Raw genomic sequence first — 25,125 nt, 5'->3', positions numbered from 1 at the left:
ACGGCCCGCCAGCGGGCGGCATGAAAGAGTCACGGGCGACGCAAGGAGCCCTGATCATGACCGCCACGCTGACCAAAGACGCAGCCGCCGACCCCCTCGTCGCGCGCCGCCCGTCGGCGTTCGACGTTCGCGACAGCCGTGCCCCGCGCTACACCAGCTATCCGACCGCCCTGCAGTTCTCCGACGCCGTCGATGGTGACGTCTATGGCCAGTGGCTGGGCGCCTTGAACCCCGCCGAGCGGGTGTCGCTGTACGTCCACGTGCCGTTCTGCGCGCGACTGTGCTGGTATTGCGGATGCCATACCCGCGTGGTCAAGAAGGCCAGCCTGATCAGCGACTATGTAGAGAACCTGATCGAGGAGCTGGCGCTGGTGGAAGCGCGACTGCCGGGCCGGCTGACCGCAGGCGCGCTGCATCTGGGCGGCGGCACGCCCAACATGCTGTCGCGTGACGATCTGGTCCAGCTGTTTGGTGCCCTCAGGCACGTGTTCCGCTTCGCGCCGGGGATCGAAATCTCCGCTGAACTCGACCCTGCCACCCTGACGGAAAGCTGGGTTCGGGCGGCGGCCTTCCATGGTTTGACGCGCGCCAGCCTGGGCGTTCAGGACCTTGCGCCGCACGTCCAGGACGCCGTCAACCGCATCGAGCCCTTCGAGACCGTGGCGCGGGCGGTCGGCTGGCTGCGCGCCGCCGGTGTCGGATCGATCAACCTGGACCTGATGTATGGCCTGCCGCGCCAGACCACGGCGGATGTGCGCTCGACCCTGGACGCGGTTCTGACCCTGCGACCCGAGCGCATTGCCCTGTTCGGCTATGCTCACGTGCCGTGGGCCAAGCCCCATCAGCGCCTGCTGCCCGAGCATGAGCTTCCAGGTTCCGAGGCCCGGCTGGAGCAAAGCCAGTCGGCGGCCGAACGGCTGGTCGGCGAGGGTTATGTCGCCATTGGCATCGACCACTTCGCCCTGCCTGACGATACCCTGGCGACCAGCAAGGCCGCCGGCGCGCTGAGGCGCAACTTCCAAGGCTATACGACCGATTCCTGTCCCACCCTGCTGGGCTTTGGTGCCTCGTCGATCGGCCGTCTCCCTCAGGGCTTTGTCCAGAACCTGCCGCCCGAAGTCGCATGGCGCACGGCGATTGCCGAGGGCCGTCTGCCGGTTTCCCGCGGCCTGATGCTGACCGATGATGATCGCCTGCGCGGCGACGTGATTGAGCGGCTGATGTGCGACTTCAGGGTCGATCTTGCCCAGGTCGCCCAGCGGCACGGGGTTCAGGCGTCGGTGTTTTCCGACGATCTGGTCGCGTTGCAGGGGCTGGTTCAGGATGACCTGGCGGTGGTCTGCGGCAGTGTCGTCGAGGTGACCCCACACGGCCGGGCCTATGTGCGCCTGGTGGCCCAGGTGTTCGATCGCCGGTCGGCCAAGGGCGCTGGATTCTCCAAGGTCATCTAGGCGAGCGGCCCGGGTCTGTCCCCACGCAGCCGGACGGCCGCCCCGGACTGGGTGGCCGAGCCATCTGTCGCAGCGGCGCTTGACGCGGATCAATTCTCCCGCGCCCGGACGGGGCAAGCTTGCGGCAGGGAGATTGTCGATGCCAACCCCATCCACTTCACCGCTCGAGCGGTGCCATCTCGATCTGGGTGCGGACTATCTGCTGCGCTCGGTCGCGATCCTGGGCCGGTTGTTCGGTGGCGACGTTTCACGGGGGCTGATCTATCTGACCGCGCTTCGGGCCTCGTCCCAGCCTCTGCGCAACGCTCAGGACCCGGGCCAGACCCAGCCGACCGACGACGACCAGCGCCGGCCTGTCAGCCTGTCGTCCATCGCGCGGTCTCTGAGCATGTCGGTCGAGACCACGCGGCGCCAGGTCCTGCGCCTCGAGCACGAAGGTCTGGTTGACCGCACGGCCAACGGCGGCGTGATGGTCCGTTTCTCGAGCCTGGGCTGCGAGGCCCTGCGAGAGGCGCTGGCCGTCAACAGTATCAATGTTCAGCGCCTGGGTGGGGGCTTGCAGCGCCTGCCCTCCGATGGGGTCACGTCCGGGAAACTCGCATGACGGTCCAGGCCGACAGTCTCGTCGTCGGGCGGCGGACGGCAGGCCCGGCGGCCTTGGCCCCGGCGCGGGCCGACGCTTTCGCCGGGCTGCTCCTCTTCGCCGATATTGCTCCGGCTGACCGTGCGGCCCTGCTCGGGGCCGCCGCCATGCGCGCGTTCGACAAGGGCGAGGCGATCATCGACGGGGTCGCGGGCGACGCGCTGATCGTGCTGTACAGGGGAGCAGCGGCCCTCAGCATCGATGAAGACGGTCGTCGCGCGGTGCTGGCGGTGGTCTCCGCGCCCCAGACCTTGAACCTGGCCTGCGTCATGGCGCGCCCCAGCCCTTTGGTGTCTTGGCGGGCGGCCGAGCGTTGCATGGTGATGTTCCTGCCCAGGGCGCTGTTCCTCAAGATGGTCGCGCGAGACGCGCGCCTGGCGGCCAATGCAGCTTCGGCGCTGGCTGGGGCTTATCAGGAGATGGTCGCGACCGCCGCCGCCCAGCGCCTGCGGTGCACCCAGCAACGCCTCGCGGACTATCTTTTGTCGCTGCCGTTCGTAGGGGACGACGAGGCCGAGGTGCGACTGCCCCACTCAAAGCACCTGCTGGCGTCGCTGCTGGGGATGACCCCGGAAAACCTGTCGCGAACCCTGGTCGCGCTCGCAGCTCACGGCGTCACGGTGCAGGGCGCGACTGTGCGGATCGCCGATCGCCAAAGGTTGCGCGAGGCTGTGGGCTGGCTGGGCGCGGGCGGGGCGTCTGAGTCCTGAGGGCGGACACGGCGCGCGTCTGGTCTTTTCCGCCGGAGCGGCGTACCCGGAGCCCTAGCAGGGTGCCAGCGGGTCGCAAGCGGAGGTGGGTTTGAAATGTTTGCCGTCCCAGACGCGGTTCAAACCTGCGCGGTCGCCAGCGTTTCCCCTGAGGGGGAGTTCTAAGTCATCGAAATGTAAGTGGAAAATGGTGGGCGCAGTAGGATTCGAACCTACGACCCGCTGATTAAGAGTCAGCTGCTCTACCAACTGAGCTATGCGCCCGCCCGGTCCGAAGCACTTGACTGCCCCGGCGGCGAGGCGCGGAACATACGCAAAGATTCCTGGAACGCAAGGGGCTATTTTTTGGCCAGACGAGACATCAGCGGCGCCGTCGATTTCGCTTATCTGGAAGGGTTCGCCGCAGGCGATTCCGGGGTCGTCGACGAGGTGCTGGCCCTGTTCCGCGAACAGGCCGCCATGTGGACCCCCATGCTTGATCCGACCCATGCCGGCTGGCGCGATGCGGTCCACACCGTCAAGGGCGCAGCGCGGGGCGTGGGGGCGTTTTCGTTGGGCGATGTCTGCGAACGCTGCGAGGCGGGGCAGGATAGCCTGGAGGGGGTCAAGACGGCCCTGGACGCCGCGCTCATGGACATCGCCGCCTATGCCCATGAGCAGATGCTGAAATCGCTGAAGGGCTGATCGGCCGAGGTGGTCAAATAAAGGATGTGTAATTGGAGGCCCGCGAGCCGCCCGGCTAAGCTGGGGCCTCAAACAACGGAGTTTCTTCCATGCCCTCAAGCCCCTGGCAGCATACCCGCAACGCCAATGTCGCCGACGATATCGACTTCGACATCAAGGGGCAGGAGCTCCAGTTCGTCGAGATCGAGCTGGATCCCGGCGAAAGCGCCGTCGCCGAAGCGGGCGCCTTTGTCTGGAAAGACGCCAGCATCGAGATGACCACCGTGTTCGGCGACGGTGCGGGCGACCAGGGCGGCGGCTTCATGGGCAAGCTGCTGGGCGCGGGCAAGCGGCTGATCACCGGCGAGAGCCTGTTCACGACCGTCTTCACCCATACGGGCCAGGGCAAGGCGCGGGTGGCTTTCGCGTCACCGACGCCAGGGTCAATCCTGCCGCTTAACCTGGGGCAACTGGGTGGAACCCTGATCTGCCAGAAGGACAGCTTCCTGGCCGCCGCGCGCGGCGTGTCGATCGGCATCCACTTCCAGAAGCGGATGATGACCGGTCTGTTCGGCGGTGAAGGCTTCATCATGCAGAAGCTGGAAGGCGACGGCTGGGTGTTCGTCCAGATGGGTGGAACCCTGGTCGAGCGTGAACTGGCGCCCGGCGAGGAGTTGCACGTCGATACCGGCTGCCTGGCCGCCTATACGCCTGACGTAGACTTCGATCTGGTCATGGCCGGCGGGGTCAAGAGCGTGCTGTTCGGCGGCGAGGGCCTGTTCTTCGCGCGCCTGCGGGGGCCGGGGAAGGTCTGGATCCAGTCGCTGCCGTTCTCGCGCCTGGCAGGCCGGATGATGCAGGCGGCGAGCGGTCAGGGCGGCAACCAGGGCGAAGGCTCACTGCTGGGTGGCCTGGGCGACCTTATTGGCGGCAACCGATAGGATCAGCGGGGCTGAGGTTCGCGCCTCAGCCCTTGGTCTTGTCCCAGCTGTCATACTCATAGGCGATGCAGCGGTCGATCAGGGTGCGCCACACCGGCTCGGCGATGGACTCCGACAGGCCGGTCTCGCGGGCCGCGGCCTTGACCTTGGTCACCACGTCCTCGATCCGCGCGCGGTCGAAGACCTTGGAGCGGTCGGCCTTGATGCGGGCGGCGGCGGCCATGTAGCCCTGACGCTCGGTCAGCAGCGCCACCAGGGCGCGATCCAGGGCGTCGACGCCCTGACGCACGTCGAGCATGGTCTGGCAGTCGCCGGGCGTCAGTCGTTCGCCGACCTCGATATTCGTCTTGACCATGAAGCCCTAGATACCCGCGCCGTTGTCCATCGTGAGAAGGGCCGCCTCGTGCGCGGCGGCCTCGTCCTTGAGCCAGGCGACGAAGGCCTTCACCTGAGGCAGTCGTCCCTTGGTCTTGGGATGGACGACGTAATAGGCAAAGTCGACGGCCGTGGCCATCTCGAACGGGATCACCAGGCGTCCGGCGTCCAGATCGGCCTGGGCCAGGGTGCGCTTGGCCAGGGCCACGCCGCGGCCGTTGGCGGCGGCTTCAATGACCATGCTGGACTGATTGAAGCGGGGGCCGCGCGAGCCGTCGATGCTGCGCAGGCCGCGCGCCGCCAGCCACATGGCCCAGTCGGGGCAGCTGTCGTCGGCGTCGGGCGAGCCGTCGTGCAGCAGGATGTGGTGTGAGAGATCCTCGGGCGCGGTCAGCGGGTTTTCGGCCAGCAGGGCGGGACTGACCACGGGGACCACGGTCTCGTTGAGCAGTCGGACAACTTCCAGGCCGGGATAGCGGCCCGAGCCATAGCGAATCGCCAGGTCGACCTCGCCGGCCGCGAAATCGACCACTTCCATGCCGGCCGACAGCCAGACATCGACCTGGGGCTGGGCCTGCTCGAACTTGCCCAGGCGCGGCACCAGCCACTTGGCGGCGAAGGAGGGGGCGGCGGTCAAGGTCAGGCGGCGGCCGTCGACGGCGGCGGTGAGCAAGCTGGCGGCCTCGGCCAGGCGGTCGAAAGCTTCGCGCAGGGCGGGAAGGGCGGTCTGGGCCGCGTCGGTCAGCAGCAGGCCCTTGGGCGTGCGCTTGAACAGCGCCGCGCCGACATAGTCCTCGAGGTTCTGGATCTGCTGGCTGACGGCGCCGGGGGTCACCGAAAGCTCGTCGGCGGCGCGGCTGAAGTTCAGATGGCGGGCGGCGGCCTCGAACGCGCGGAGGGCGTTCAGCGGCGGCAAGCGACGGCGCTCGTTCTGTCTTTCCATGAGTTTTACTGAACGCCTCGGCAGAAGTCCTTGTTTGCGAATTGCACCGCCCGCGACCAGTTTGCAAGGGCTCGCTGGTGGAATGGCCCTTTTCACCGGCTGGCGCGCCGGGGCGGTCCGCAAGGTCCGCCCCGTCTTTCCTTGAAGCAAAGAGAGGGGCCGTCCCTAGGGACGGCCCCGTCTTGCATTCTATCGGTTTATCCCGACTGCGTTGATAGAGGTTCTGATACCCATGTCCCGGCTTCCGGTCCGTAATCGCAAGTCCGGCCTCGTCGTTCTCGGCGGGGGCGAAGCCTCGCGCGCGCCCGGCGTGGTGCATCTGGTCGGGGCGGGGCCCGGTGATCCGGACCTGCTGACGATCAAGGCGCTGAAGGCGCTGCAGGCCGCCGACGTCATCGTACATGACGGGCTGGTCTCGGACGAAATCCTCGACCTGGCCCCCGCCAGCGCCCAACGGATCAACGTCGCCAAGCGCAAGTCGCGCCACACCCTGCCGCAGGATGACATCAACCAGCTGCTGGTCGCCCTGGCTCTGGACGGCCTGACCGTCGTGCGCCTGAAGGGCGGCGATCCGTTCCTGTTCGGGCGCGGCGGCGAGGAACTGACCGCCTGCCGCGAGGCCGGTGTCGTCTGTCATGTGGTCCCGGGCATCACCGCCGCCCTGGCCGCCTCGGCCGGGGCCGGCGCGCCGCTGACCCATCGCGGCTCGGCGCAAGCCGTCACCTTCGTCACCGGCCACGCCGCTCCCCAAGAGGGCGTGATGGGCGAGCCGGATCTGGACTGGGCCTCGCTGGCCCGGCCCAATCAGACCGTCGTGGTCTATATGGGTGTCTCGACAGCAGGCCTGATCGCCGGTCGGCTGATCGATGCCGGCCGCGCGGCCTCAACCCCGGCCCTGATCGTCGAGAACGCCAGCCGCGCCGACGAGCGCCGCATCCTGACCACCCTGGCCGGCCTGGCCTTTGCTGCCGAGGGCCTCAAGGGCCCCGCGCTGCTGATGGTGGGCGAGGCCATGGCGATGGCCGACGTCGCTCCGGCGCCCGTCGATCTGGTCCTTCCCGTTTCCCTATTCGAGCGGAGCTCGCGCTCATGAAAGCCATCACCGCCAACCGCCTGCTCGACGGCGAGGTCGTGTTCTGGAAGTCCGGCCAGTGGGTCGAGGCCTTCGGCGACGCCCAGCTGTTCGACAATGACGATCAGGCCGTCGAGGCCGGCGTCGCCGCAGGCAAGGGCCAGCCCACCGTGGTGGTCGATGTCTATCCGATCGACCTGACGCCGTCCGAGGGCCACTGGGCCCCGGTCAGCTATCGCGAACGCATCCGGGCGCTTGGCCCCACCAACGAACTGACACACGGCAAGCAGGCGGACGGCGGCGAGTCCATCGACGCCCTTCGCCACGCGGCGGGCGCGGCGCGCTCCACCGGCCGCGTCGACCTGATCCGCAGGAAGTAAGCGATGTACCAGTACGACATCATCGACCGCGAGTTCCTGACCGACCGCTCCAACGAGTTCCGGGCCCAGGTTCAGCGCCGCCTGGCCGGTGAACTGACCGAAGACCAGTTCAAGCCGCTGCGGCTGATGAACGGCCTGTATCTGCAGTTGCACGCCTACATGCTGCGGGTGGCCATTCCGTATGGCTCGCTGAACGCCGCCCAGACCCGTCGCCTGGCCTGGATCGCGCGGACCTACGACAAGGGCTACGGCCACATGACCACGCGTCAGAACATCCAGTTCAACTGGGTGAAGCTGAAGGATGCGCCCGACATCCTTGACGCCCTGGCCCAGGTCGACCTGCACGCCATCCAGACCAGCGGCAACTGCATCCGCAACACCACGTCCGACCCCTATGCCGGCGCTACGGCCGAAGAGATCGACGACCCGCGCGTTTGGGCCGAGGTGATCCGCCAGTGGTCGACCCTGCACCCCGAGTTCAGCTATCTGCCGCGCAAGTTCAAGATCGCCATCACCGGCGCCCTGAAGGACCGCACGGCGGCCAAGGTGCACGATATCGGCCTGATGCTGCGCCGGGCCCGCGACGGCGCGCTGGGCTTCGAGGTGATTGTCGGCGGCGGCCAGGGGCGCACGCCCTATGTCGGCCCGACCATCAAGGAGCACCTGCCGGTCGGCCGGCTGCTCAGCTATCTGGAAGCCGTGCTGCGGGTCTATAACCGCCACGGTCGTCGCGACAACATCTACAAGGCCCGCATCAAGATCCTGGTCGCCGCCCTCGGCGCCGAAGAGTTCGGCCGCCAGGTGGAAGAAGAGTGGGCCAAGATCGACGCCACGCGCGCCGACCTGCCCGACCTAGAGCTGGCCCGTATCCGCGGCGCCTTCGCCCAGACGCCGTTCGAGACCCTGCCGGCCGTGTCGGAGGCCTTCGAGGTCGCCCGCGCCGCCAGCCCGGCCCTGCAACGCTTCGCGCGCAACAACATCAAGCCGCACAAGAAGCCCGGCTACGCCATCGTCGAGATCTCGCTGAAGGCCCAGGGCCAGACCCCGGGCGACGCCACGGCCGATCAGTTGGACCTGATCGCCGATCTTGCCGAGCAGTACAGCCTCAACGATGTGCGGGTGACCCACGCCCAGAACATGGTGCTGCCCCACGTGAAGCTGGACGATGTTCCGGCCGTCCACGCGGCCCTGGCCTCGGCGGGTCTGGCGACGGCCAATATCGATCTGGCCAGCGACATCATCGCCTGCCCGGGTCTGGACTACTGTGCCCTGGCCAATGCTCGCGCCATCGGGGTCGCCCAGGACATCGCCGCCAAGTTCGCCAACGAGGACCACGCCGAAAAGGTGGGCGAGCTGAAGATCAAGATCAGCGGCTGCATCAATGCCTGTGGCCACCACCATGTGGCCCACATCGGCATCCTGGGTGTCGATAAGAAGGGCGAGGAATTCTACCAGCTGTCTCTGGGCGGGTCGGGGGCGGAAGACGCCTCGATCGGCAAGATCCTCGGCCCGGCGCTGCCTGCCGATCGCGTCGCGAGCGCCATCGACACCCTGGTCGAAGCCTATCTCGGCATCCGCACCGGCGAGGAGCGCTTCCTCGACACCTATCGCCGCGTCGGCCTCGAGCCCTTCAAGGAGGCTGTCTATGCCCAGGCTGATTAAGCTGACGGGCGGCGTCGCCGCGTTTGCCGACGACAGCTTCGTCAATGTCACCGACGAGGACGTGATGCCGGAAACCGGCGACGTGATCCTGTCCCTGACCCGCTTTCAGGCCGAGGGCGACGCGCTGCTAAGCTCCAACAGCCGCAAGGTCGGGGTGCGCATCGAGTCCAACGAGGAGGTCGAGGCCTTGGCCTATGATCTGCCGCGCCTGGCGGTGGTGGCGGTGGCCTTCCCGAAGTTCCGCGACGGCCGCGCCTATACCTCGGCCCGCCTGCTGCGCGAGCGCCTGAACTATGCGGGTGAGGTGAGGGCGGTCGGCGACGTTCTGCAGGAGCAGGCCGGCTTCATGGTCCGCTGCGGCATGGACGCCTTCGAGCCGGCCGACGACGCGACGCCGGAGGTCTGGACCAAGGCGGCCGGCCGCTTCCGCCATGTCTATCAGCGCGCCGTCGATGATCGTGCGGTCGCTTTCGAAGAGCGAGGGGCGTGATGGCCTACGACCAGACGGACGCCACGTCCCTGTCTGGTTCGGGCAGCCTGGCGGCCCGGCTGGACGCTGAACTGCGCGACGCCCATCCGCTGACCATTCTGCGCAAGGCCTTTGAGACCTTCGGCGACAAGCTGGCCCTGGTGTCGTCCTTCGGGGCGGAATCTGCGGTGCTGCTGCACCTGGCCTCGCAGGTCGCGCCCAGTATCCCGGTGCTGTTCCTCGATACCGGCATGCTGTTTGGCCAGACGCTCGACTATCGCAGGCAGTTGGCTGCCCAGCTGGCCCTGACCGATGTGCGCGACCTGCGCCCGGCTTTTGCCGACCTCGCGGTCAACGATCCCAAGTCCGACCTGTGGCGCACCGATATCGACGGTTGCTGCCATATCCGCAAGGTGCTGCCCCTGGACCGGGCCCTCTCCGGCTTCGACGGCTGGATCACCGGCCGCAAACGCTTCCATGGCGCCGACCGTTTGCGGCTGGCGGTGGTCGAGGTGTCCGAGGGCAAGATCAAGTTCAACCCGCTGGCCAACTGGTCCAAGGCCGAACTCGACGCCTATATCGCCCAATACCAACTGCCGGCTCACCCGCTGGTGGCCCAGGGATTCCCGTCGGTGGGTTGCTGGCCCTGCACCAAGCCGGCCGAAGACGGCCAGGACGTCCGCGCCGGCCGCTGGGCCGGTCAGGACAAGACCGAATGCGGCATTCACGTCGCCCGGGCGCCCGGCGCTGCGCCGAACGTCGGCGGGGACATCTAAGCCTCGGCGGCTGCGGCCTCCAAAGCCGCCAGATCGCCAGCAGCGATCAGCGGCGCCAGGCGGGTGATCTTGTCGACCGGCCAATCCCACCACGCCAGGGCCAGCAGGCGTTCGATCTCCTCGGCGGAGCGCCGCATGCGGATCACCCTGGCGGGATTGCCGCCGACGATCGCGTAGGGCGGCACGTCGGCGGTCACGACCGAACGGGCTGCGATGACCGCGCCGGACCCGACCTTGACCCCCGGCGTCAGGACCGCGCCCTGGCCGATCCAGACATCGTGGCCGACAACAAGGTCGCCCTTGTTTGGCCAGTGACCCGGCAGGGCGGCCTCCCAGCCCTGACCGAAGATGCCGAATGGAAAGCTCGAAAGAGTCTCGGTGTGGTGATTGCCCCCGTTCAACATGAAGGTCGCGCCCGAGGCGATCGCGCAGAACTTGCCGATCACCAGCCGGTCTCCGATGAACGGGAAGGCGTAGAGGACGTTTTTCTCGAACCCCAGCGGGTCCTCATCGTCATGATAGTAGGTGAACTCGCCGACTTCGATCTGCGGGTGGCTGACGACAGGCTTGAGAAAGACCATCGTTGGGGCGGCGGGGATCGGGAAACGGGCGGACGGATCTGGACCGGCAGACATGCGTGGCGACTCTGGCAGGAGCTAAGGGCTAGGGTTCTGACGGATTTTGGGTGTGTTTGCCGTTGAAGGCTATCGCCGAGGCGGTCCGTCTGGCCAAGGCAAGACCGAGTGCGGCATTCATGCCGCGCAGGCCCCATGGCGGGACGCCGATCGACAGATCGGAAGCGGTCTTTGCGTCCATGGCTCTTGACGCGGGGCGTCTGCCATATCCATTCCATCGCTGCGGCGTTCTCGCGCCGCGATCGATCTTCCCGAGCGAGAGCCCCGCGCCACATGACCTCAGCCGCCACCTCTTCGTTCGCGCATATCACGCATCCCGCGCCGACCTCGGCCGAGCGCCGCGCCGCCCTGCTGGCCGATCCGGGTTTCGGCCGGGTGTTCACCGACCACATGGTGACCATTCGCTACAATCAGGCCGATGGCTGGCATGACGCCCGGGTCGAGCCGCGCGCTCCGATCCCGATGGATCCGGCCTCTTCGGTGCTGCACTACGCCCAGGAAATCTTCGAGGGCATGAAGGCCTATCGCACCGCCGACGGCGGCGCGGCCCTGTTCCGCCCCGAGGAGAACGCCCGTCGCTTTCAGGAGTCAGCGCGCCGGATGGCCATGGCCGAGCTGCCGGAAGACCTGTTCGTCGAGGCCGTCGAGCAACTGATCGCCGTTGACCGCGACTGGATCCCGGACGGCGAGGGCAGCCTGTATCTGCGCCCCTTCATGTTCGCCACCGAGGTGTTTCTGGGGGTCAAGCCGGCGTCCGAATATCTGTTCGTGGTCCTGGCCTCGCCGGTCGGGGCCTATTTCAAGAACAAGGCTTCCGCGATCTCGGTCTGGATCTCGGAGACCTATACCCGCGCGGCCCTGGGCGGCACGGGCGCGGCCAAGTGCGGCGGCAACTATGCGGCCAGCCTGCTGGCCCAGTCCGAAGCCATCGCCCATGGCTGCGATCAAGTCGTGTTCCTCGACGCGGTCGAGCGCCGCTGGGTCGAGGAACTGGGCGGCATGAACGTCTTCTTCCGGATGGACGACGGCAGCCTGCAGACGCCCCCGCTGGGCGGCACCATCCTGCCCGGCATTACCCGCAACTCGATCATTACCCTGGCCCGCGACCAGGGCATTACGGTGCGCGAGGAACCCTATTCTCTGGAGCAGTGGCGCGCCGACGCCGCCAGCGGCCGGCTGCGCGAGGTCTTCGCCTGCGGTACCGCTGCGGTGCTGACCGGCATCGGCACGGTGCGGACCTCTTCAGGCGACTTCACGATCGGCAATGGCGCCGAGGGCGAGATGACCGAGCAACTGCGCAATGCCCTGATCGGCATCCAGCGCGGCCGCACGGCCGACCCCTATGGCTGGGTCCACCCGGTCTAGGTTTTACGGCGTCCGCTCCAGCAGCATGATCGGCGCGTCCTTGTAGGATGTGTGGGTCACGACCTTGAAGCCGGTCTTGCGGGCCAGGGCCAGGGACGCGGCATTGCCCGGATCGATGATGCAGGGCACGCGCGGCGGGGCCAGCGCCTGGTCGATCCAGGCCAGGCCCGCCGTCACCGCTTCCGTGCCAAAACCCTGGCCGTGCGACCAGGCCGCCAGTACCCAGCCCATTTCCGGCTGACCGAAGAAGCTGGGCTGGATCTCGCGGTGGAAGTCGGCGAAGCCGACCTCGCCGACATAACGGCCGGTCGCCGTCTCGCGCACGGCCCAGTAGCCAAAGCCCAGCAGCGGCCACAGGCCGCGCGAGCGCAGCAGGCGCGCCCAGCTCTCCTCGGGCGTCGAGGGCCTGCCGCCGACGAACGGGGTGACGATGGGATCGGCCCACATGGCGACGCTGTCGTCGAAGTCGCTGAGTTCGGAAGCCTTCAGGGTCAGGCGTTCGGTGACGATAACGGGTGGGGTCGAGGACATGGCGACTCTGTTTGCGGCGCGGTGAGCCGACACGCTACACCGCCAGGGCCGCTTCGCGAGATACAGCCCCATGACCACGCCTCAAGACGCCATCGCCGCCCGGCGCAAGCTGACCAACAAGCTGATCGCGGGAAAGACCGCCGCGCGACTGGCGCCGTTCTTCGACCCGCAGGTCAGGCTGATCGCCGGCGACGGTTCACTGCTGATGGGCGCCGCCGAGGTGATCGCCGCCTTCGACGCCCAGTTCCGCGATCCGGACTTCATCGCCTATGTCCGCACCGGCCAGGACGTCGAGCTGGACAGCGCCGGTCTGCGCGCCGCCGAGCACGGGCGCTGGGTTGGATCCTGGAAAGGCGCGCCGGATCAGTCGGGAACCTATCTGGCGGTCTGGAAGAAGGTCACGGGCCAGTGGGTAATCGAGAGCGAGCTCTATGTGACCCTGGATCGTGGCGACTGATCTTTTCGACATCAGGGCCTTTGTCCGGCCGCGCATTAAGAGAAATTAATTTACGGACATCGGGCTCTGGGCCTACGCATTCGCCCAACAAAACGTTCTTTAGGGGTCTCGCCTTGCAAAACCGTCGTCAGATGCTGTTCTCCACCGTCGCGGCCGGCTTCGCCGCCTCGGCGCCGTCGCTCGCCTTCGCTCAAGGCGCCGCGCCTGCCAATGGCGAAGTGGCCAAGATGAACGCCCTCTTCGACGACGCCATGGCCAAGCTGCTGCGTCAGTCGCCGGAGCTGGCTACGGGCCTGGGTCTGGACAACGGCGACCTGGCTTGGACCAAGGGTCTGCTCAGCGACCGTTCGTTCGAGGCGATCGCCGCCAGCGCCGAGCAGAACCGCCAGATGCTTGCAGCCCTGCGCGCCATCGACCGCAAGTCGATGTCGGGCATGGACGCCATCAACTACGACACCGTCGAGTTCACCCTGGCGGTGCAGGACGAGGGCAGCAAGTTCACCTATGCCGGCGGCGGTTCGGGCGGGCCTTATGTGCTGAGCCAGCTGACGGGCAGCTATCAGCAGATGCCCGACTTCCTCGACACCCAGCACGCCATCGAGACCAAGGCCGACGCCGACGCCTATCTGTCGCGGATGGAGGGTTTCGCCCGCCTGATGGATCAGGAAACCATCATCGCCAAGCGCGACTACGCTGACGGCGTGATCCCGCCGGACTTCGTGATCGACAAGGCGCTCATCCAGATGAAGTCCTTCGCCGACACGCCGCTGGCCGAGGCCCCGCTGATCAAGTCGATCGTGCGCCGCACCGCCGACAAGAAGATCGAGGGCGACTGGGCCGGCGAGGCGACCAAGGTCTATCTGAACTCGGTCCTGCCCGCCCTGAAGCGCCAGATCGCTCTGCTGGAAAGCGTGCGGCCCAAGGCCACTCACGACGCCGGCGTCTGGCGTCTGAAGGACGGCGGCGACTATTACGCCACCTCGCTGAAGAACTACACGACCGCCAACCTGACCCCCGACGAGATCCACCAGCTGGGTCTGGACATGGTCAAGTCGATCGAGGTCCAGGCTGACAAGATCTTCAAGTCCATGGGCATGTCCAAGGGCACGGTCGGCGAGCGCATGGCCGAGCTGGGTAAGGACATCTACGAGAACACCGACGCGGCCAAGGAACAGCTGATCGCTGACCTGAACGTCAAGGCCAAGTGGATCGAAAAGCAGCTTCCGGCCTATTTCGGCCAGCTGCCCAAGGCCCCGCTGGAGATCCGCCGCGTGCCCAAGGCGATCGAGGCCGGCGCGCCGGGCGGCTACTACAATTCGCCCTCGCTGGATGGCAAGCGCCCCGGCATCTACTGGATCAACCTGCGCGACACCAAGGAACAGGCCAAGTACACCCTGACCACCCTGACGGTGCACGAAGGCGTCCCGGGCCACCATCTCCAGCTGACCCTGTCGAACGAGGCGCAAGGCCTGCCGCTGATCCGCAAGGTGATCGGCTTCTCGGGCTATGCCGAGGGCTGGGCGCTGTATTCCGAACAGCTGGCCGTCGAGATGGGCATCTACAAGACCGACCCGCGCGGCCACATCGGCATGCTGCACGACGCCCTGTTCCGCGCCGTGCGCCTGGTGGTCGACAGCGGCATGCACCACAAGAAGTGGAGCCGCGAGCAGGCCATCAAGTACATGGCCGAGACGATGGGCGACGAGGAAAGCGGCGCGGTCACCGAGATCGAACGCTACTGCGTGTGGCCGGGCCAGGCCTGCAGCTACATGATCGGCAAGATCGTCTGGCTGCGGGCGCGCGAGAAGGCGAAAAAGGCCCTCGGCGCCAAGTTCGACATCCGCCAGTTCCACGATGCGGGCCTGCTGTCAGGCATGACCCCGCTGACCGTGCTGGAATCTGTGGTCGACGACTACATCGCCAGCAAAAAGGCCGGCAAGTAGGACGGGCAGGAGGGCCGGGGGTTAGCCCCAGCTCTCCGACGCCCCGGAGCGCCGCGCTACGGGCTTGATCGCTGCCGGCTTGAGCGCCGGCAGCGGCTGGTCCGCCGGTTTGCCAAACAGCCAGCCCTGGGCGAAGTCGACGCCGGCGTTACGCACGACGTCCTCGACCTCGACCGTCTCGACCATCTCGGCGACCGTGCGAATCTTCAGGTCGCGACACATCTCGACCAGTCGGCGCACCATCACGCCGTCGCGGCCGTTCCCGGCCAGTTCCCGAACATAGCGACCGTCGATCTTGACGATGTCGAGGCTGAGCTCCTGCAGATAGGCGAACGAGGCCGCTCCCGCGCCGAAGTCGTCCAGACAGACCAGCGAGCCCAGGCCACGCAGCGCCTGGATGTGGCGGTTGGCCCGCGGCAGGTCGTCGATGGCCGCGCTCTCGGTGATCTCGAAGATCAGCCGCCCCTTGGCCTGGTCGAACTTGGCCAGGGTGCGAGAGACATTGTCGACGAAGCTCTCGTTGACGATCGTGCGACCCGAAACATTGACCGCCAGCTTCATCTCGCCCGTCCGGTCCTGCGCCAAGCGCCGCACGGTCTGTTCGACGATGGCGTTGTCCAGTTCCTCGATCAGGTCGAATTCCTCGGCCATCCGGATCAGGGCGAACGGGCTGGCGCCGTCCTCGAACCGCACCAGCACCTCGTGGTGATGGGCCAGCCCCGTCGTCAGATTGACGACAGGCTGGTAGGCCAGATTGAACCGGCGCTGACTGACGGCCACCCCCAGGGCGCCGGCCCGCGCCAGGGTGCGCTTGACCGAGCGGTTCATCGCCTCGGCCAGACTCATCGGCGGAGCATCCTTCAGGCCTTCGCTCAGGAAGTCGTCGAGGGCGTAGCGCAAGGCGCGCATGGCGCGGGCTGAAGCCGTCCCGACCTCAAGCGACACCACATGGGCCGTGGCGTCCAGCTCCAGCATCTGGCTCAGACGGCGGGTCAGGCCATCGGTGCTTTCGTCCTTGGCGCGCAGAATGGCGAAACGGTCGTCCGATAGCCGCGTAGCCGCCGAGCCACCGTGGGACTCGGCGCGCACCGCGCCGGCCACCTGGGCGTCCAGAACCTCGGCTTCGGCGCCGGGCAGGGCGGCCCGCCGGTTGCCCAGACCGGCGAACTCGACCATGGCCAGTTCCAGCTCGACCCCGGTGACCCGGGCCGCCTCAAACAGGCCCTTGGCGATGTCCTCGAACGATTCGCGCGGATGCAGACCTTCGTGAGTGAGCGGCGGGCTGGGCGACTGGCACGAGGTCAAGGCGCAGGACAGGCGGCCACCGTTCTCGGGCAGGGCCCGCATGACCACGCTGACGTGCCGTTCCGTCGGGCCGGCCAGGCTCACCACGACGGGTCCTCTGCGCGCGCCGTCATCGGCGCAGGCAAAGATCGCATTCATCAGCGGCTGGTCGCAGGGGGCGAACAGGTCGCACCAGGTCTTGCCGGTCAGCGCCGCTTCGCTCTGGCCCACGATGCGCTGCGCCGCGCCCAGGGCCATGCAGATCTTCCCCTCGCGAATCTCGACCAGCAGATCAGCGCTGGCGAACGCCAGTCCAAGAAGGCGACGTGGATCAATCGACAAGGCGCGGCTCCCCCATACGACCGAAACCGTCGCACGCGGGCCTTAAGGACGTGTTTCCCGATCTGGACAAGACGTGCGGCAAAGGGCCGCACATCCCCGATCCGGGGACTGGAACACGAGCGCATGTCGAAAAGAACATCTTGCGAACACGGAACAAAGCCGGTACGACTTTGAGTGTTCCACCGATCAATGGGCGCGTGAAACGCGAAGCCCGGCTTGGCCGGGTGGAATCATGGAATAAGGGCGCATCTCCAATGAACCAGGCGGCTTTGAAACTCGTGGGTAAGGAAGACGGCGACAAGCAGCGCGCGCTAGAAGCGGCGCTGGCTCAGATCGATCGGGCCTTTGGCAAGGGCTCGGTGATGAAGCTGGGCGAAAAGGGCAAGGTCGAGATGGAGTCCGTCTCCACCGGCTCGCTCGGCCTCGACATCGCGCTCGGCATCGGCGGCCTGCCCAAGGGGCGGGTGATCGAGATCTACGGTCCGGAAAGCTCGGGCAAGACCACCCTGGCCCTGCACGTGGTGGCCGAGGTCCAGAAGGCCGGCGGCACCGCCGCCTTTGTCGACGCCGAACACGCGCTCGATCCGGGCTATGCCTTCAAGCTGGGCGTCAATCTCGACAACCTGCTGGTCTCGCAGCCCGACAACGGCGAACAGGCCCTGGAAATCACCGACACCCTGGTGCGCTCGGGCGCCGTCGACGTGGTCGTCATCGACTCGGTCGCGGCCCTGACCCCCAAGGCGGAAATCGAGGGCGAGATGGGCGACAGCCTGCCCGGCCTTCAGGCCCGCCTGATGAGCCAGGCGCTGCGCAAGCTGACCGGCTCGATCAACAAGACCAATACCATCGTCATCTTCATCAACCAGATCCGTCACAAGATCGGCGTGATGTACGGCAGCCCCGAGACCACCACGGGCGGCAACGCCCTGAAGTTCTACGCCTCGGTGCGCCTGGATATCCGCCGCACCGGCTCTGTGAAGAACCGCGACGAGATCATCGGCAACAATGTCCGCGTCAAGGTCGTCAAGAACAAGGTCGCCCCGCCGTTCCGCGAGGTCGAGTTCGACATCATGTACGGCGAGGGCATTTCCAAGCTGGGCGAGATCATCGACCTGGGCGTCAAGGCCGGGGTCATCGACAAGGCCGGCTCGTGGTTCTCCTATAACAGTCAGCGCATCGGCCAGGGTCGCGACAATGTCCGCGAGTTCCTGAAGGCCAACAAGGATCTGGCCAACGAGATCGAGGCGGCCGTCCGCAAGTCTTCCCAGAAGATCGAGGAAGAGCTGCTGGTCGGCGGCCCCGAGGACGGCGACGAATAGGGCCACCCTCATCCCGGGGTGACGGCTCCATAGGTTTCGCGGCCTTCGCTTGACTACGGCGTATCCCGCCAACAATGACGCCCGTGGCCTCCCGCCGCGAAGGCCGCGATCCCCCGGACGCCTGGACCCCATGCCAGGCGTCCGACTTCGTTTTGGGGGATGGCGCGAAGGCGCGAGGGCGGGCCAGCGACGCGCCGTCGGCCCCGCCCTGAAATGACGCGAGCACATTGCGAATGACGATGTTCGCTGCCGGCGACAGCGGACTTGGCGATAAAGATCCTCCCCCTCTGGGGGAGGTGGCCCAGAGGGCCGGAGGGGGCAGCGCGGCGTTGGCCCAGATGGAGCTCCACTCAATTCACGTCGGCGCTGCCCCCTCAGTCGCTCCGCGACAGCTCCCCCAGAGGGGGAGCAGCTAACGTCCGCTCAGGGTCGAAAGCACCCTTTGCCATTCCTCCCGAAAGCGGACTGTACGGCGACCGTCTCGCTGTGTGATTTAAGGATGGCTCCCTTCGGCGGGCGAAGGCGGGCGGGGCGCCTGGATCTAACCCTTCTCCCAGAGGGAGAAGGAGGGGCCCGCGCCGCAGGCGTGGGAGGATGAGGGGTTTGCGAAGCACTTCCGGACAAGGCAGGGCCTTCGGGCTCCAGGACGGCTGACGGTGTAACCCCTCACCCTCCCACGCAAGCGTGGGTCCCTCCCTCTCCCTCTGGGAGAGGGCTGGGCGTACGGGGATTGGCCGCGCTCAATCCCCGTTCTTTCCGGAACAAATGCCCGCCCAATCAACCGCTTGCAAAATAGTTGATCGCTCCAATCCTCGGCGCTCAAACCTCCCGCATAATCATAGCTGTCCCCGTCGCAGGGGGAGGGCGCCTGGTACCGGCCCAAAGCGGCGACGGGGATGGAGCTGAGCGGGGCCGCGACGCCCTGGAAGGCGGGTCGAGGTGTGCGGGCTGTCTCAGAAGGACGGACCAAACGCTGAGTGGCTTGTCGGCCGGGTGAACGCGGGTCGAAGAGGGCGAGGGATCGTAAACCCGCCTATCGCGCATCGTCGGGGGTCGAGACGGTTAGCCGATTGACCTTGGTGCGCGCCCGTACGGGGGCTCTTGGGTATCAGAGCTGAAAGACGCTCGCTTGGCCCAATCCTCACGCAAGAACAGCTTCTGCGAAGCGGACAGGTCGAGCCGAAACGCACAAACAACATCACGGTCATCCGGGGTCGCCCCGGCCGCTTCGCGCCTCCCCACCTAACTCAGCGAGTGATCGCGTGAGGCTGAGAATCTGTGTCCGCCAGACTTGCCCCCAACGGGCTAGTGGCGCAGCCGATCCACCCGTTGGAGGGGCGTCACTCTCCCCCCACATCCAACGTGGTTTCCACTCCGCCGAAAACCGCGCTATGCAGCGCCAACCTCCGGACAGCCGGACTCTATCGAGATCCTAGAGACGCCCATGCCCAGCCTGAACGAGATCCGCGGCACCTTCCTCGACTATTTCGGCAAGGCCGATCACGCGATCACGCCGTCGGCGCCGCTGGTGCCGCAGAACGATCCGACCCTGCTGTTCGTCAATGCCGGCATGGTGCCGTTCAAGAACGCCTTCACCGGCGCCGAGACGCCTGCCTATCCGCGCGCGGTCAGTTCGCAAAAATGCGTCCGCGCCGGTGGCAAGCACAACGACCTGGACAATGTCGGCTACACGGCCCGCCACCACACCTTCTTCGAGATGCTGGGCAATTTCTCGTTCGGCGACTATTTCAAGGAACAGGCGATTACCCACGCCTGGACCCTGCTGACCCGCGACTTCGCCCTGCCCAAGGACAAGCTGCTGGTCACGGTCTACCACACCGACACCGAAGCCGCCGATCTCTGGAAGAAGATCGCCGGTCTGTCCGACGACCGGATCATCCGAATCGCCACCAACGACAATTTCTGGTCGATGGGCGACACTGGCCCGTGCGGGCCCTGCTCGGAGATCTTCTTCGACCACGGCGCTCACATCCCCGGTGGCCCTCCGGGCAGTCCCGATGAGGACGGCGACCGCTTCATCGAGATCTGGAACCTGGTCTTCATGCAGTTCGAGCAGCTGGCCGGCGGCGAGCGCCTGTCGCTGCCCAAGCCCTCGATCGACACCGGCATGGGTCTGGAGCGCGTCGCCGCCGTCCTGCAGGGCGTGCACGACAACTATGACATCGACATCTTCAAGGCCCTGATCGCCGCCAGCGTCGAGCTGACCGGCGTGAAGGCCGAAGGCGTCCAGGCGCCGTCGCACCGGGTGATCGCCGACCATCTGCGCTCGTCCTCGTTCCTGTTGGCCGATGGCGTCACGCCGTCGAACGAAGGTCGCGGCTATGTCCTGCGCCGGATCATGCGCCGGGCCATGCGTCACGCCTATCTGCTGGGCGCCAACGAGCCCCTGATGCACCGCCTGGCCCCGACCCTGGTGGCCGAGATGGGCCAGGCCTATCCCGAGTTGCGCCGCGCCGAGGCCTCGATCATCGAGACCCTGCGCCAGGAAGAAGAGCGTTTCCGCGTCACCCTGGGGCGCGGCATGGGGCTTCTTGACGACGCTACCGCCGGCCTGGACAACGGCGGCGTGCTGGACGGCGAGGTGGCCTTCAAGCTCTACGACACCTACGGCTTCCCGCTCGACCTGACCCAGGACGCCGTGCGCGCCAGGGGCATCAAGGTCGACACCGACGGCTTTGACGTAGCCATGGAGCGCCAGCGCACCATGGCGCGCGCCAACTGGGCCGGCTCGGGCCAGACCGGCGCGGCCGCCGCCTGGTTTGGCATCAAGGAACGCACGGGTCCGACCGACTTCGTCGGCTACGACAACACCGAGACCACCGGCGTGGTGAAGGCGATCCTGGTCGACGGCGCCGAGGCGCAGGCCGCTTCGGCCGGGACGAGCGTCGAGGTGCTGCTGGACCGCACCAGCTTCTACGCCGAGAGCGGCGGCCAGGCCGGCGACACGGGCGTGATCGAGGCCAATGGCCGCGAGAGCCGCGTGCTCGACACCCAGAAGCAGGCCGGCGAGCTCTATGTGCACCGCGTCGAACTGGCCGGCGACCTGAAGGTCGGCGACAGCGTCGTGGCGTCTGTGGACGCCGCGCGCCGCACGACCACCCGCTCCAATCACTCGGCCGCCCACCTCGTGCACGCCGCCCTGCACCATGTGCTGGGCCCGCATGTCGCCCAGAAGGGCCAGATGGTCGATGGCGATCGCATGCGCTTCGACTTCAGCCACGGCGGCCCGCTCTCGCCTGACGAGCTCGATCGCATCGAGACCGAGGTCAACGAAGTCATCCGTCAGAACGTCCCGGCCGAGACCAAGGAAATGGCCCCGCAGGAGGCCATCGAGGCCGGGGCCGTGGCGCTGTTCGGCGAAAAGTACGGCGACAGCGTCCGGGTGTTGACCCTGGGCAAGTCGCTGACCGACACCGGCAAGGCCTATTCGGTCGAGCTGTGCGGCGGCACCCACGTGGCTCGCACCGGCGACATCGCCCTGTTCAAGATCGTTTCCGAGCAGGGCGTCGCGGCCGGCATTCGCCGCATCGAAGCCCTGACCGGCGAGGCCGCCCGTCGCTTCCTGCTGGATCAGGCGGGCGTCGCCAAGGCCCTTGCCGATCAGTTCAAGACCCCGGTCCTGGAGGTCGGCGCTCGCGTCGAGGCCCTGATCGCCGAGCGCAAGTCGCTTGAAAAGCAACTGGCCGAGGCCAAGAAGCAACTGGCCCTGGGCGGCGGTGGCGGCGCGGCCTCCGGTCCGGAAGACGTGGGCGGCACGGCCCTGATCGCCAGGGTGCTGGACGGCGTCGGTGGCAAGGAACTGCGCGGCGTGGCCGAGGAGTTCAAGAAGCAACTGACGGGCGGCGGCATCGTGGCCCTCGTCGGGACCAGCGACGGCAAGGCCGCTGTGACGGTGGCGGTCACCGCTGACCTGACGGACCGGTTCAGCGCGGCCGAGCTGGCCAAGGCCGCTGTGCTGGCCATGGGCGGGCAGGGCGCTGGCGGCAAGGCCGACTTCGCCCAGGGCGGCGCGCCGGACGCGACCAAGGCCCAGGCCGGTCTGGACGCGATCAAGGCCGCCATCGCCGGCTAGGGCCGGTCGAGGCCAGGAAAACGGAAGCCCGCCGTCTCGCAGGAGGCGGCGGGCTTCTCTTTGCGATCAGCTGCTCAGGAAGGCCGAGAGCTTGTTGCCGTCCGGGTCCCGGACATAGGCCCCGTAGTAGCCATCGCCATAGGCGGGGCGAGGGCCGGGGGGGCCTTCACACGTGCCGCCGTTGGCCAGGGCCGCAGCATGAAAGGCGTCGATCTGGGCGGTGTTGTCAGCCTGCAGCCCAACCATGATGCCATTGCCGGCGCGCGCCGCCTGGCCGTCATGGGGTTTGCAGATGAACACCTTGGCGTCGCCGCCTTCCGGCCCGTAGCCGATCCAGTCGCCCTGCCGCCACAGGCGCTGTTGGCCCAGTACCGCGGAAATGGCGTCGTAGAACGTCTGGGCGCGGTCCAGGTCGTTGGCGCCGATGGTAACGTAGCGGATCATGGTTTGTGTCCTCCTTGGCGACCCAGATTAGCCCCAGGGCGGCGCTGGAATCTAGAACGAAGGGGGAACTAGTTGACACCTTGTGTCAGCAGTATCGCTACGGCCGACAAGGTGATGACCGCCAAGGCCGTGGTTAGGGCGACAGTCCGCGCCGCGCCGCGTGCGAAGACGCCCAAGGACCGGGTCTGGATGAAGACATTGACCGCCGTCGGTGTCGCGGCCAGCAGGGTGGCCCCCAGCCGGAAGGCGATCGGCGCGTCGGTCAGGCCTACGGCCAGCCAGGTCAGGACGGGCAGGGCCAGCAGCTTGGCGAAGGCGGCGGCTATCACCGGACCGGAGCGTGGGACCGCCTCCACATCCGTCGAGCGCAGGGCCAGGGCCGCGCCCAAGGCCACCAGCGCCACCGGGCTGCCCGACACGGCGGCGGCGGCCACGGCGCGCTCCAGCAGCGACGGGAGGGGCAGGCCCGTGATCGCCATGCCGACGCCGATCAGTGAGGCGACGACGACCGGGTTGGACAGGGCGCGCCACACCGATCCCGGGATCGAGCGCCCGGCGGCCCAGCCCAGCAGGGCGATGCCGGTCGCGGCGACAATCACGAAGTCGACCGCAACAACGCCTGCGGCCAGTCGGGCCGCTTCGGGGCCCAGCACGGCGGCGGTGATGGGCAGGCCTAGGAAGGCGCTGTTGCCAAGGCCGCCGGCCAGGGCGGCCCCGGCCCGCTCCTCGCGCGTCCAGCCCAGCGTCAGGCCCAGCACCAGCAGCCCGGCCATGACCAGCAGCGCCGCCCCGGCGAAGGCCGCCAGCCCCCAGGCCAGGGCCGGTCCCGGCGCTCCGATCCGCGAGAGCGAATGGATCAGCAACGCCGGAAAGCCGATCCAGAACACATAGGCCGACAGGCCGCGCGACATACCCTCGTCCAGCAGGCGCAGCCGGACCAGGACCACGCCGGCGCCGACCAGCAGGAAAAACGGGAGCACCCGCGACAGGACGCCGAGCACGAGATCGATCACGAGGCGTTCTCTGGCGGTTGCAGGACGCCTCGCTCTATCACTTGCCGGCGGGGGGCGACCAGCCCGGCAGGGTCAGGCGATAGACGAGAACCAGATTGTCATTGTCGCCCGCCGCGCTGCCGTCGGCGGCCTTGATCCCCGCGTCGAAGGCAATGCCGCCGACCACGCCGGTGGCGGTCTGGAAGTCGTTGTCCGAGCCGATGAACAGGAACGCGTCGTTCGGCGCCTTGGGATCCAGGGCCGGAACCAAGGCCAGGGCCTCGAACTTCTCGGGCAGGGTGAAGGCGTTGGTGGCGGCGTTGTCGAGGTTGAAGCCGAAGCGGGCCATTTGGGCCGGGTGGATCAGATTGATCAGCTCCACCTGCTTCACCGGCACGATCCCGGCCTCCAGCACGCCGTTGGGGGCGACCGGCTTGGTCGAGGTTTCATACGCCGTGCCCGCGATATTGGTCGCGCCGGTGGTGTCGATCAGCAGCACGCTGCGATAGACGGCCGGACGGGTCGCGCCGCCGCCGCGGCCATTGCCGTCACGGGCCAGGACCAGGAACTGGTGGTCGCTGAGCGCCAGGATCTCGGACTGGGCGGCGGTCTTGTCGGGCGCAGCGCCGTCGCCCTTGTTGCGGAACACCGGCAGCTGGAGAACATATTCGGCGACCGGCGCGGCTGGGGTGGCGGACTTGCGGATGTCGTAGAGAAACAGGCGGGTATTGGCCCGCGTGTGGTCCATGTCCTTGCCCGAGGCAGAGTCCTGCACCGTTGCGCTCTGCAGCAGGGCGGCGAGATGCTTGCCGTTTGGCGTGATGCTGACGCCCTCAATGCCCTGGTTGTTGCGACGGCCGGTTTCCGGGGCCTTGGCGCCGGTCAGCATGGGGGCGCCGCCATTCATCGGCGCCACGGCCGCCACGGGGGCGATCACGCCCTGCAGCGCGCCGGCCTTGTCGAAGCGATAGATGGCCGCCGCATATTCGTCGGAGACGTAGAAGCCGCCATCAGCCGCCATGGCCAGGCCTTCGCTGTCCAGGCTGATCCGGCCGGCAGCGGCGGGTTCGGAGGGGTCGAGGCCCGTGAAGGTCTGGCCCTTGGCGTCCTTCAGCAGCAGGCCGCCGGTCGGGGTCAGCTTCACCTGTTCGGGCGCGGCTGCGCCGGTCCCGACATGGGGCGCGAAAGTGAAGCTGAACTTGTGCAGGCGGTTGGCGTAGTCGGAGGTGCCGACGATCGTGCCCACCCCGTTGGGGCCGCGGTCGGGCAGGGTGGTCAGGCTGCCGGCATAGGTGCCGTCGGCCAGACGGCGCCAGTCGCTGATCGCCATGGCCGAGAACGAGCCCAGGGTGTCGCCGTTGAAATCAACCAGCGCGGCCGACAGGCGCCCGGCCCCGACCAGACCCTGATTGACCCGCTTGGCCCCGCCGAACTCGACCGTGACCGCGCCCGGGGCGGTGGCCACATTAGGTTGCGACCAGGCGGTCGGCTGGGCCATGGCTGCCGGGGTCAGGACCAGCAGCGAGGCGGCGGCGAGCAGTGTCAGGCGAGCAAGACGGGTCATGGCGCATGGGTTCCAGCAAAGGTTCCCAGCGCGGTTACCAGCCTTGCTTGACGCTTCGGTGACAGCGTCGG

General features: G+C 67.4%; 23 protein-coding genes and 1 tRNA gene. 15 read left to right on the top strand and 9 right to left on the bottom strand.

All coding sequences use genetic code 11. The features are described 5' to 3' along the window. The first annotated feature begins 56 nt into the window (after nt 1-56). The 3 genes from hemN to ACN2C8_RS11880 all read left to right on the top strand — a co-directional run bounded on the left by hemN (nt 57) and on the right by ACN2C8_RS11880 (nt 2,804). Nucleotides 57-1,451, top strand: coding sequence for an oxygen-independent coproporphyrinogen III oxidase (gene hemN / locus ACN2C8_RS11890; RefSeq protein ID WP_419251974.1), 1,395 nt, complete (start codon nt 57-59; stop codon nt 1,449-1,451). Between the two features lie 139 nt (nt 1,452-1,590). After that, nucleotides 1,591-2,055: a hypothetical protein gene (locus tag ACN2C8_RS11885; RefSeq protein ID WP_419251973.1), complete on the top strand. Its 465-nt coding sequence runs from the start codon at nt 1,591-1,593 to the stop codon at nt 2,053-2,055. Beyond that, complete coding sequence (locus ACN2C8_RS11880; protein ID WP_419251972.1) at nt 2,052-2,804, top strand: helix-turn-helix domain-containing protein; 753 nt, start codon at nt 2,052-2,054, stop codon at nt 2,802-2,804. Before ACN2C8_RS11885 ends, ACN2C8_RS11880 begins: the two co-directional genes overlap by 4 nt. A gap of 188 nt (nt 2,805-2,992) precedes the next feature. Here the strand turns inward: ACN2C8_RS11880 and ACN2C8_RS11875 are convergent. Further along, nucleotides 2,993-3,068: transfer RNA gene (locus ACN2C8_RS11875), tRNA-Lys, on the bottom strand. Between the two features lie 81 nt (nt 3,069-3,149). Between ACN2C8_RS11875 and ACN2C8_RS11870 the strand changes: the two genes are divergently transcribed. Next, on the top strand, nt 3,150-3,488 hold the full coding sequence (locus ACN2C8_RS11870; protein WP_419251971.1) for an Hpt domain-containing protein: 339 nt from the start codon (nt 3,150-3,152) through the stop codon (nt 3,486-3,488). An 89-nt stretch (nt 3,489-3,577) separates the two neighbouring features. Then, nucleotides 3,578-4,408: a TIGR00266 family protein gene (locus ACN2C8_RS11865; RefSeq protein ID WP_419251970.1), complete on the top strand. Its 831-nt coding sequence runs from the start codon at nt 3,578-3,580 to the stop codon at nt 4,406-4,408. Nucleotides 4,409-4,433: 25 nt separating this feature from the next. On the opposite strand, the gene ACN2C8_RS11860 is transcribed toward ACN2C8_RS11865, so the two are convergent. Together ACN2C8_RS11860 and gcvA are read right to left on the bottom strand one after the other, a co-directional pair. Continuing rightward, entirely contained in the window at nt 4,434-4,763 is a 330-nt protein-coding gene (locus ACN2C8_RS11860; protein WP_419251969.1) for a chorismate mutase, read from the bottom strand. A gap of 6 nt (nt 4,764-4,769) precedes the next feature. Beyond that, on the bottom strand, nt 4,770-5,726 hold the full coding sequence (gene gcvA / locus ACN2C8_RS11855) for a transcriptional regulator GcvA (protein ID WP_419251968.1): 957 nt from the start codon (nt 5,724-5,726) through the stop codon (nt 4,770-4,772). A gap of 232 nt (nt 5,727-5,958) precedes the next feature. On the opposite strand from gcvA, the gene cobA reads away from it, so the two are divergent. The 5 genes from cobA to ACN2C8_RS11830 are packed head-to-tail and all read left to right on the top strand — an operon-like array spanning nt 5,959 to nt 10,085. Further along, the gene (cobA, locus tag ACN2C8_RS11850; RefSeq protein ID WP_419251967.1) at nt 5,959-6,819 is read left to right on the top strand and encodes a uroporphyrinogen-III C-methyltransferase; all 861 of its coding nucleotides are present in this window, start codon (nt 5,959-5,961) and stop codon (nt 6,817-6,819) included. Then, nucleotides 6,816-7,178, top strand: a complete 363-nt coding sequence (locus ACN2C8_RS11845; RefSeq protein WP_419251966.1) for a DUF2849 domain-containing protein — start codon at nt 6,816-6,818, stop codon at nt 7,176-7,178. Before cobA ends, ACN2C8_RS11845 begins: the two co-directional genes overlap by 4 nt. Before the next feature lie 3 nt (nt 7,179-7,181). Then, complete coding sequence (locus ACN2C8_RS11840) at nt 7,182-8,840, top strand: nitrite/sulfite reductase (protein ID WP_419251965.1); 1,659 nt, start codon at nt 7,182-7,184, stop codon at nt 8,838-8,840. Further along, the gene (locus ACN2C8_RS11835) at nt 8,824-9,330 is read left to right on the top strand and encodes a DUF934 domain-containing protein (protein WP_419251964.1); all 507 of its coding nucleotides are present in this window, start codon (nt 8,824-8,826) and stop codon (nt 9,328-9,330) included. Before ACN2C8_RS11840 ends, ACN2C8_RS11835 begins: the two co-directional genes overlap by 17 nt. Beyond that, nucleotides 9,330-10,085, top strand: a complete 756-nt coding sequence (locus ACN2C8_RS11830) for a phosphoadenylyl-sulfate reductase (RefSeq protein ID WP_419255875.1) — start codon at nt 9,330-9,332, stop codon at nt 10,083-10,085. The genes ACN2C8_RS11835 and ACN2C8_RS11830 overlap by 1 nt, the downstream gene beginning before the upstream one ends. Here the strand turns inward: ACN2C8_RS11830 and ACN2C8_RS11825 are convergent. Next, the gene (locus tag ACN2C8_RS11825) at nt 10,082-10,720 is read right to left on the bottom strand and encodes a CatB-related O-acetyltransferase (RefSeq protein ID WP_419251963.1); all 639 of its coding nucleotides are present in this window, start codon (nt 10,718-10,720) and stop codon (nt 10,082-10,084) included. The two genes, ACN2C8_RS11830 and ACN2C8_RS11825, sit on opposite strands and share 4 nt — an antisense overlap. 273 nt (nt 10,721-10,993) lie before the next feature. Between ACN2C8_RS11825 and ACN2C8_RS11820 the strand changes: the two genes are divergently transcribed. Further along, nucleotides 10,994-12,085, top strand: a complete 1,092-nt coding sequence (locus ACN2C8_RS11820; RefSeq protein ID WP_419251962.1) for a branched-chain amino acid aminotransferase — start codon at nt 10,994-10,996, stop codon at nt 12,083-12,085. Between the two features lie 3 nt (nt 12,086-12,088). Here the strand turns inward: ACN2C8_RS11820 and ACN2C8_RS11815 are convergent, their stop codons facing one another. Further along, on the bottom strand, nt 12,089-12,616 hold the full coding sequence (locus ACN2C8_RS11815; RefSeq protein ID WP_419251961.1) for a GNAT family N-acetyltransferase: 528 nt from the start codon (nt 12,614-12,616) through the stop codon (nt 12,089-12,091). A 70-nt stretch (nt 12,617-12,686) separates the two neighbouring features. Here ACN2C8_RS11815 and ACN2C8_RS11810 point away from each other — a divergent pair, with 70 nt between their 5' ends. After that, on the top strand, nt 12,687-13,073 hold the full coding sequence (locus ACN2C8_RS11810) for a nuclear transport factor 2 family protein (protein WP_419251960.1): 387 nt from the start codon (nt 12,687-12,689) through the stop codon (nt 13,071-13,073). A 131-nt stretch (nt 13,074-13,204) separates the two neighbouring features. Then, on the top strand, nt 13,205-15,016 hold the full coding sequence (locus tag ACN2C8_RS11805; protein ID WP_419255874.1) for a DUF885 domain-containing protein: 1,812 nt from the start codon (nt 13,205-13,207) through the stop codon (nt 15,014-15,016). 21 nt (nt 15,017-15,037) lie between these two features. Here the strand turns inward: ACN2C8_RS11805 and ACN2C8_RS11800 are convergent, their stop codons facing one another. Beyond that, nucleotides 15,038-16,642 (bottom strand): EAL domain-containing protein, encoded by a 1,605-nt coding sequence (locus tag ACN2C8_RS11800; protein WP_419251959.1) that lies wholly within the window; start codon nt 16,640-16,642, stop codon nt 15,038-15,040. 254 nt (nt 16,643-16,896) lie between these two features. On the opposite strand from ACN2C8_RS11800, the gene recA reads away from it, so the two are divergent. Both recA and alaS read left to right on the top strand, forming a co-directional pair. Next, nucleotides 16,897-17,961: a recombinase RecA gene (gene recA, locus ACN2C8_RS11795; RefSeq protein WP_419251958.1), complete on the top strand. Its 1,065-nt coding sequence runs from the start codon at nt 16,897-16,899 to the stop codon at nt 17,959-17,961. A gap of 1,444 nt (nt 17,962-19,405) precedes the next feature. After that, nucleotides 19,406-22,054, top strand: coding sequence for an alanine--tRNA ligase (gene alaS / locus ACN2C8_RS11790; protein WP_419251957.1), 2,649 nt, complete (start codon nt 19,406-19,408; stop codon nt 22,052-22,054). A gap of 66 nt (nt 22,055-22,120) precedes the next feature. Here alaS and ACN2C8_RS11785 read toward each other — a convergent pair whose 3' ends face one another. The 3 genes from ACN2C8_RS11785 to ACN2C8_RS11775 form a co-directional block, all read right to left on the bottom strand. Beyond that, nucleotides 22,121-22,498, bottom strand: coding sequence for a VOC family protein (locus ACN2C8_RS11785; RefSeq protein ID WP_419251956.1), 378 nt, complete (start codon nt 22,496-22,498; stop codon nt 22,121-22,123). Between the two features lie 68 nt (nt 22,499-22,566). Beyond that, a complete protein-coding gene (locus tag ACN2C8_RS11780) occupies nt 22,567-23,511 on the bottom strand; it encodes an AEC family transporter (RefSeq protein WP_419251955.1) in 945 nt (314 codons plus the stop codon). A gap of 37 nt (nt 23,512-23,548) precedes the next feature. Continuing rightward, the gene (locus ACN2C8_RS11775) at nt 23,549-25,054 is read right to left on the bottom strand and encodes an esterase-like activity of phytase family protein (protein ID WP_419251954.1); all 1,506 of its coding nucleotides are present in this window, start codon (nt 25,052-25,054) and stop codon (nt 23,549-23,551) included. Between the last annotated feature and the right edge of the window lie 71 nt (nt 25,055-25,125).

The sequence above is a fragment of the Caulobacter sp. ErkDOM-C genome (assembly GCF_048541825.1).
Lineage (GTDB): Bacteria > Pseudomonadota > Alphaproteobacteria > Caulobacterales > Caulobacteraceae > Caulobacter.
The sequence above is the reverse complement of the archived record's forward strand: the minus strand, read 5'-3'. Positions and strand labels throughout refer to the sequence as shown.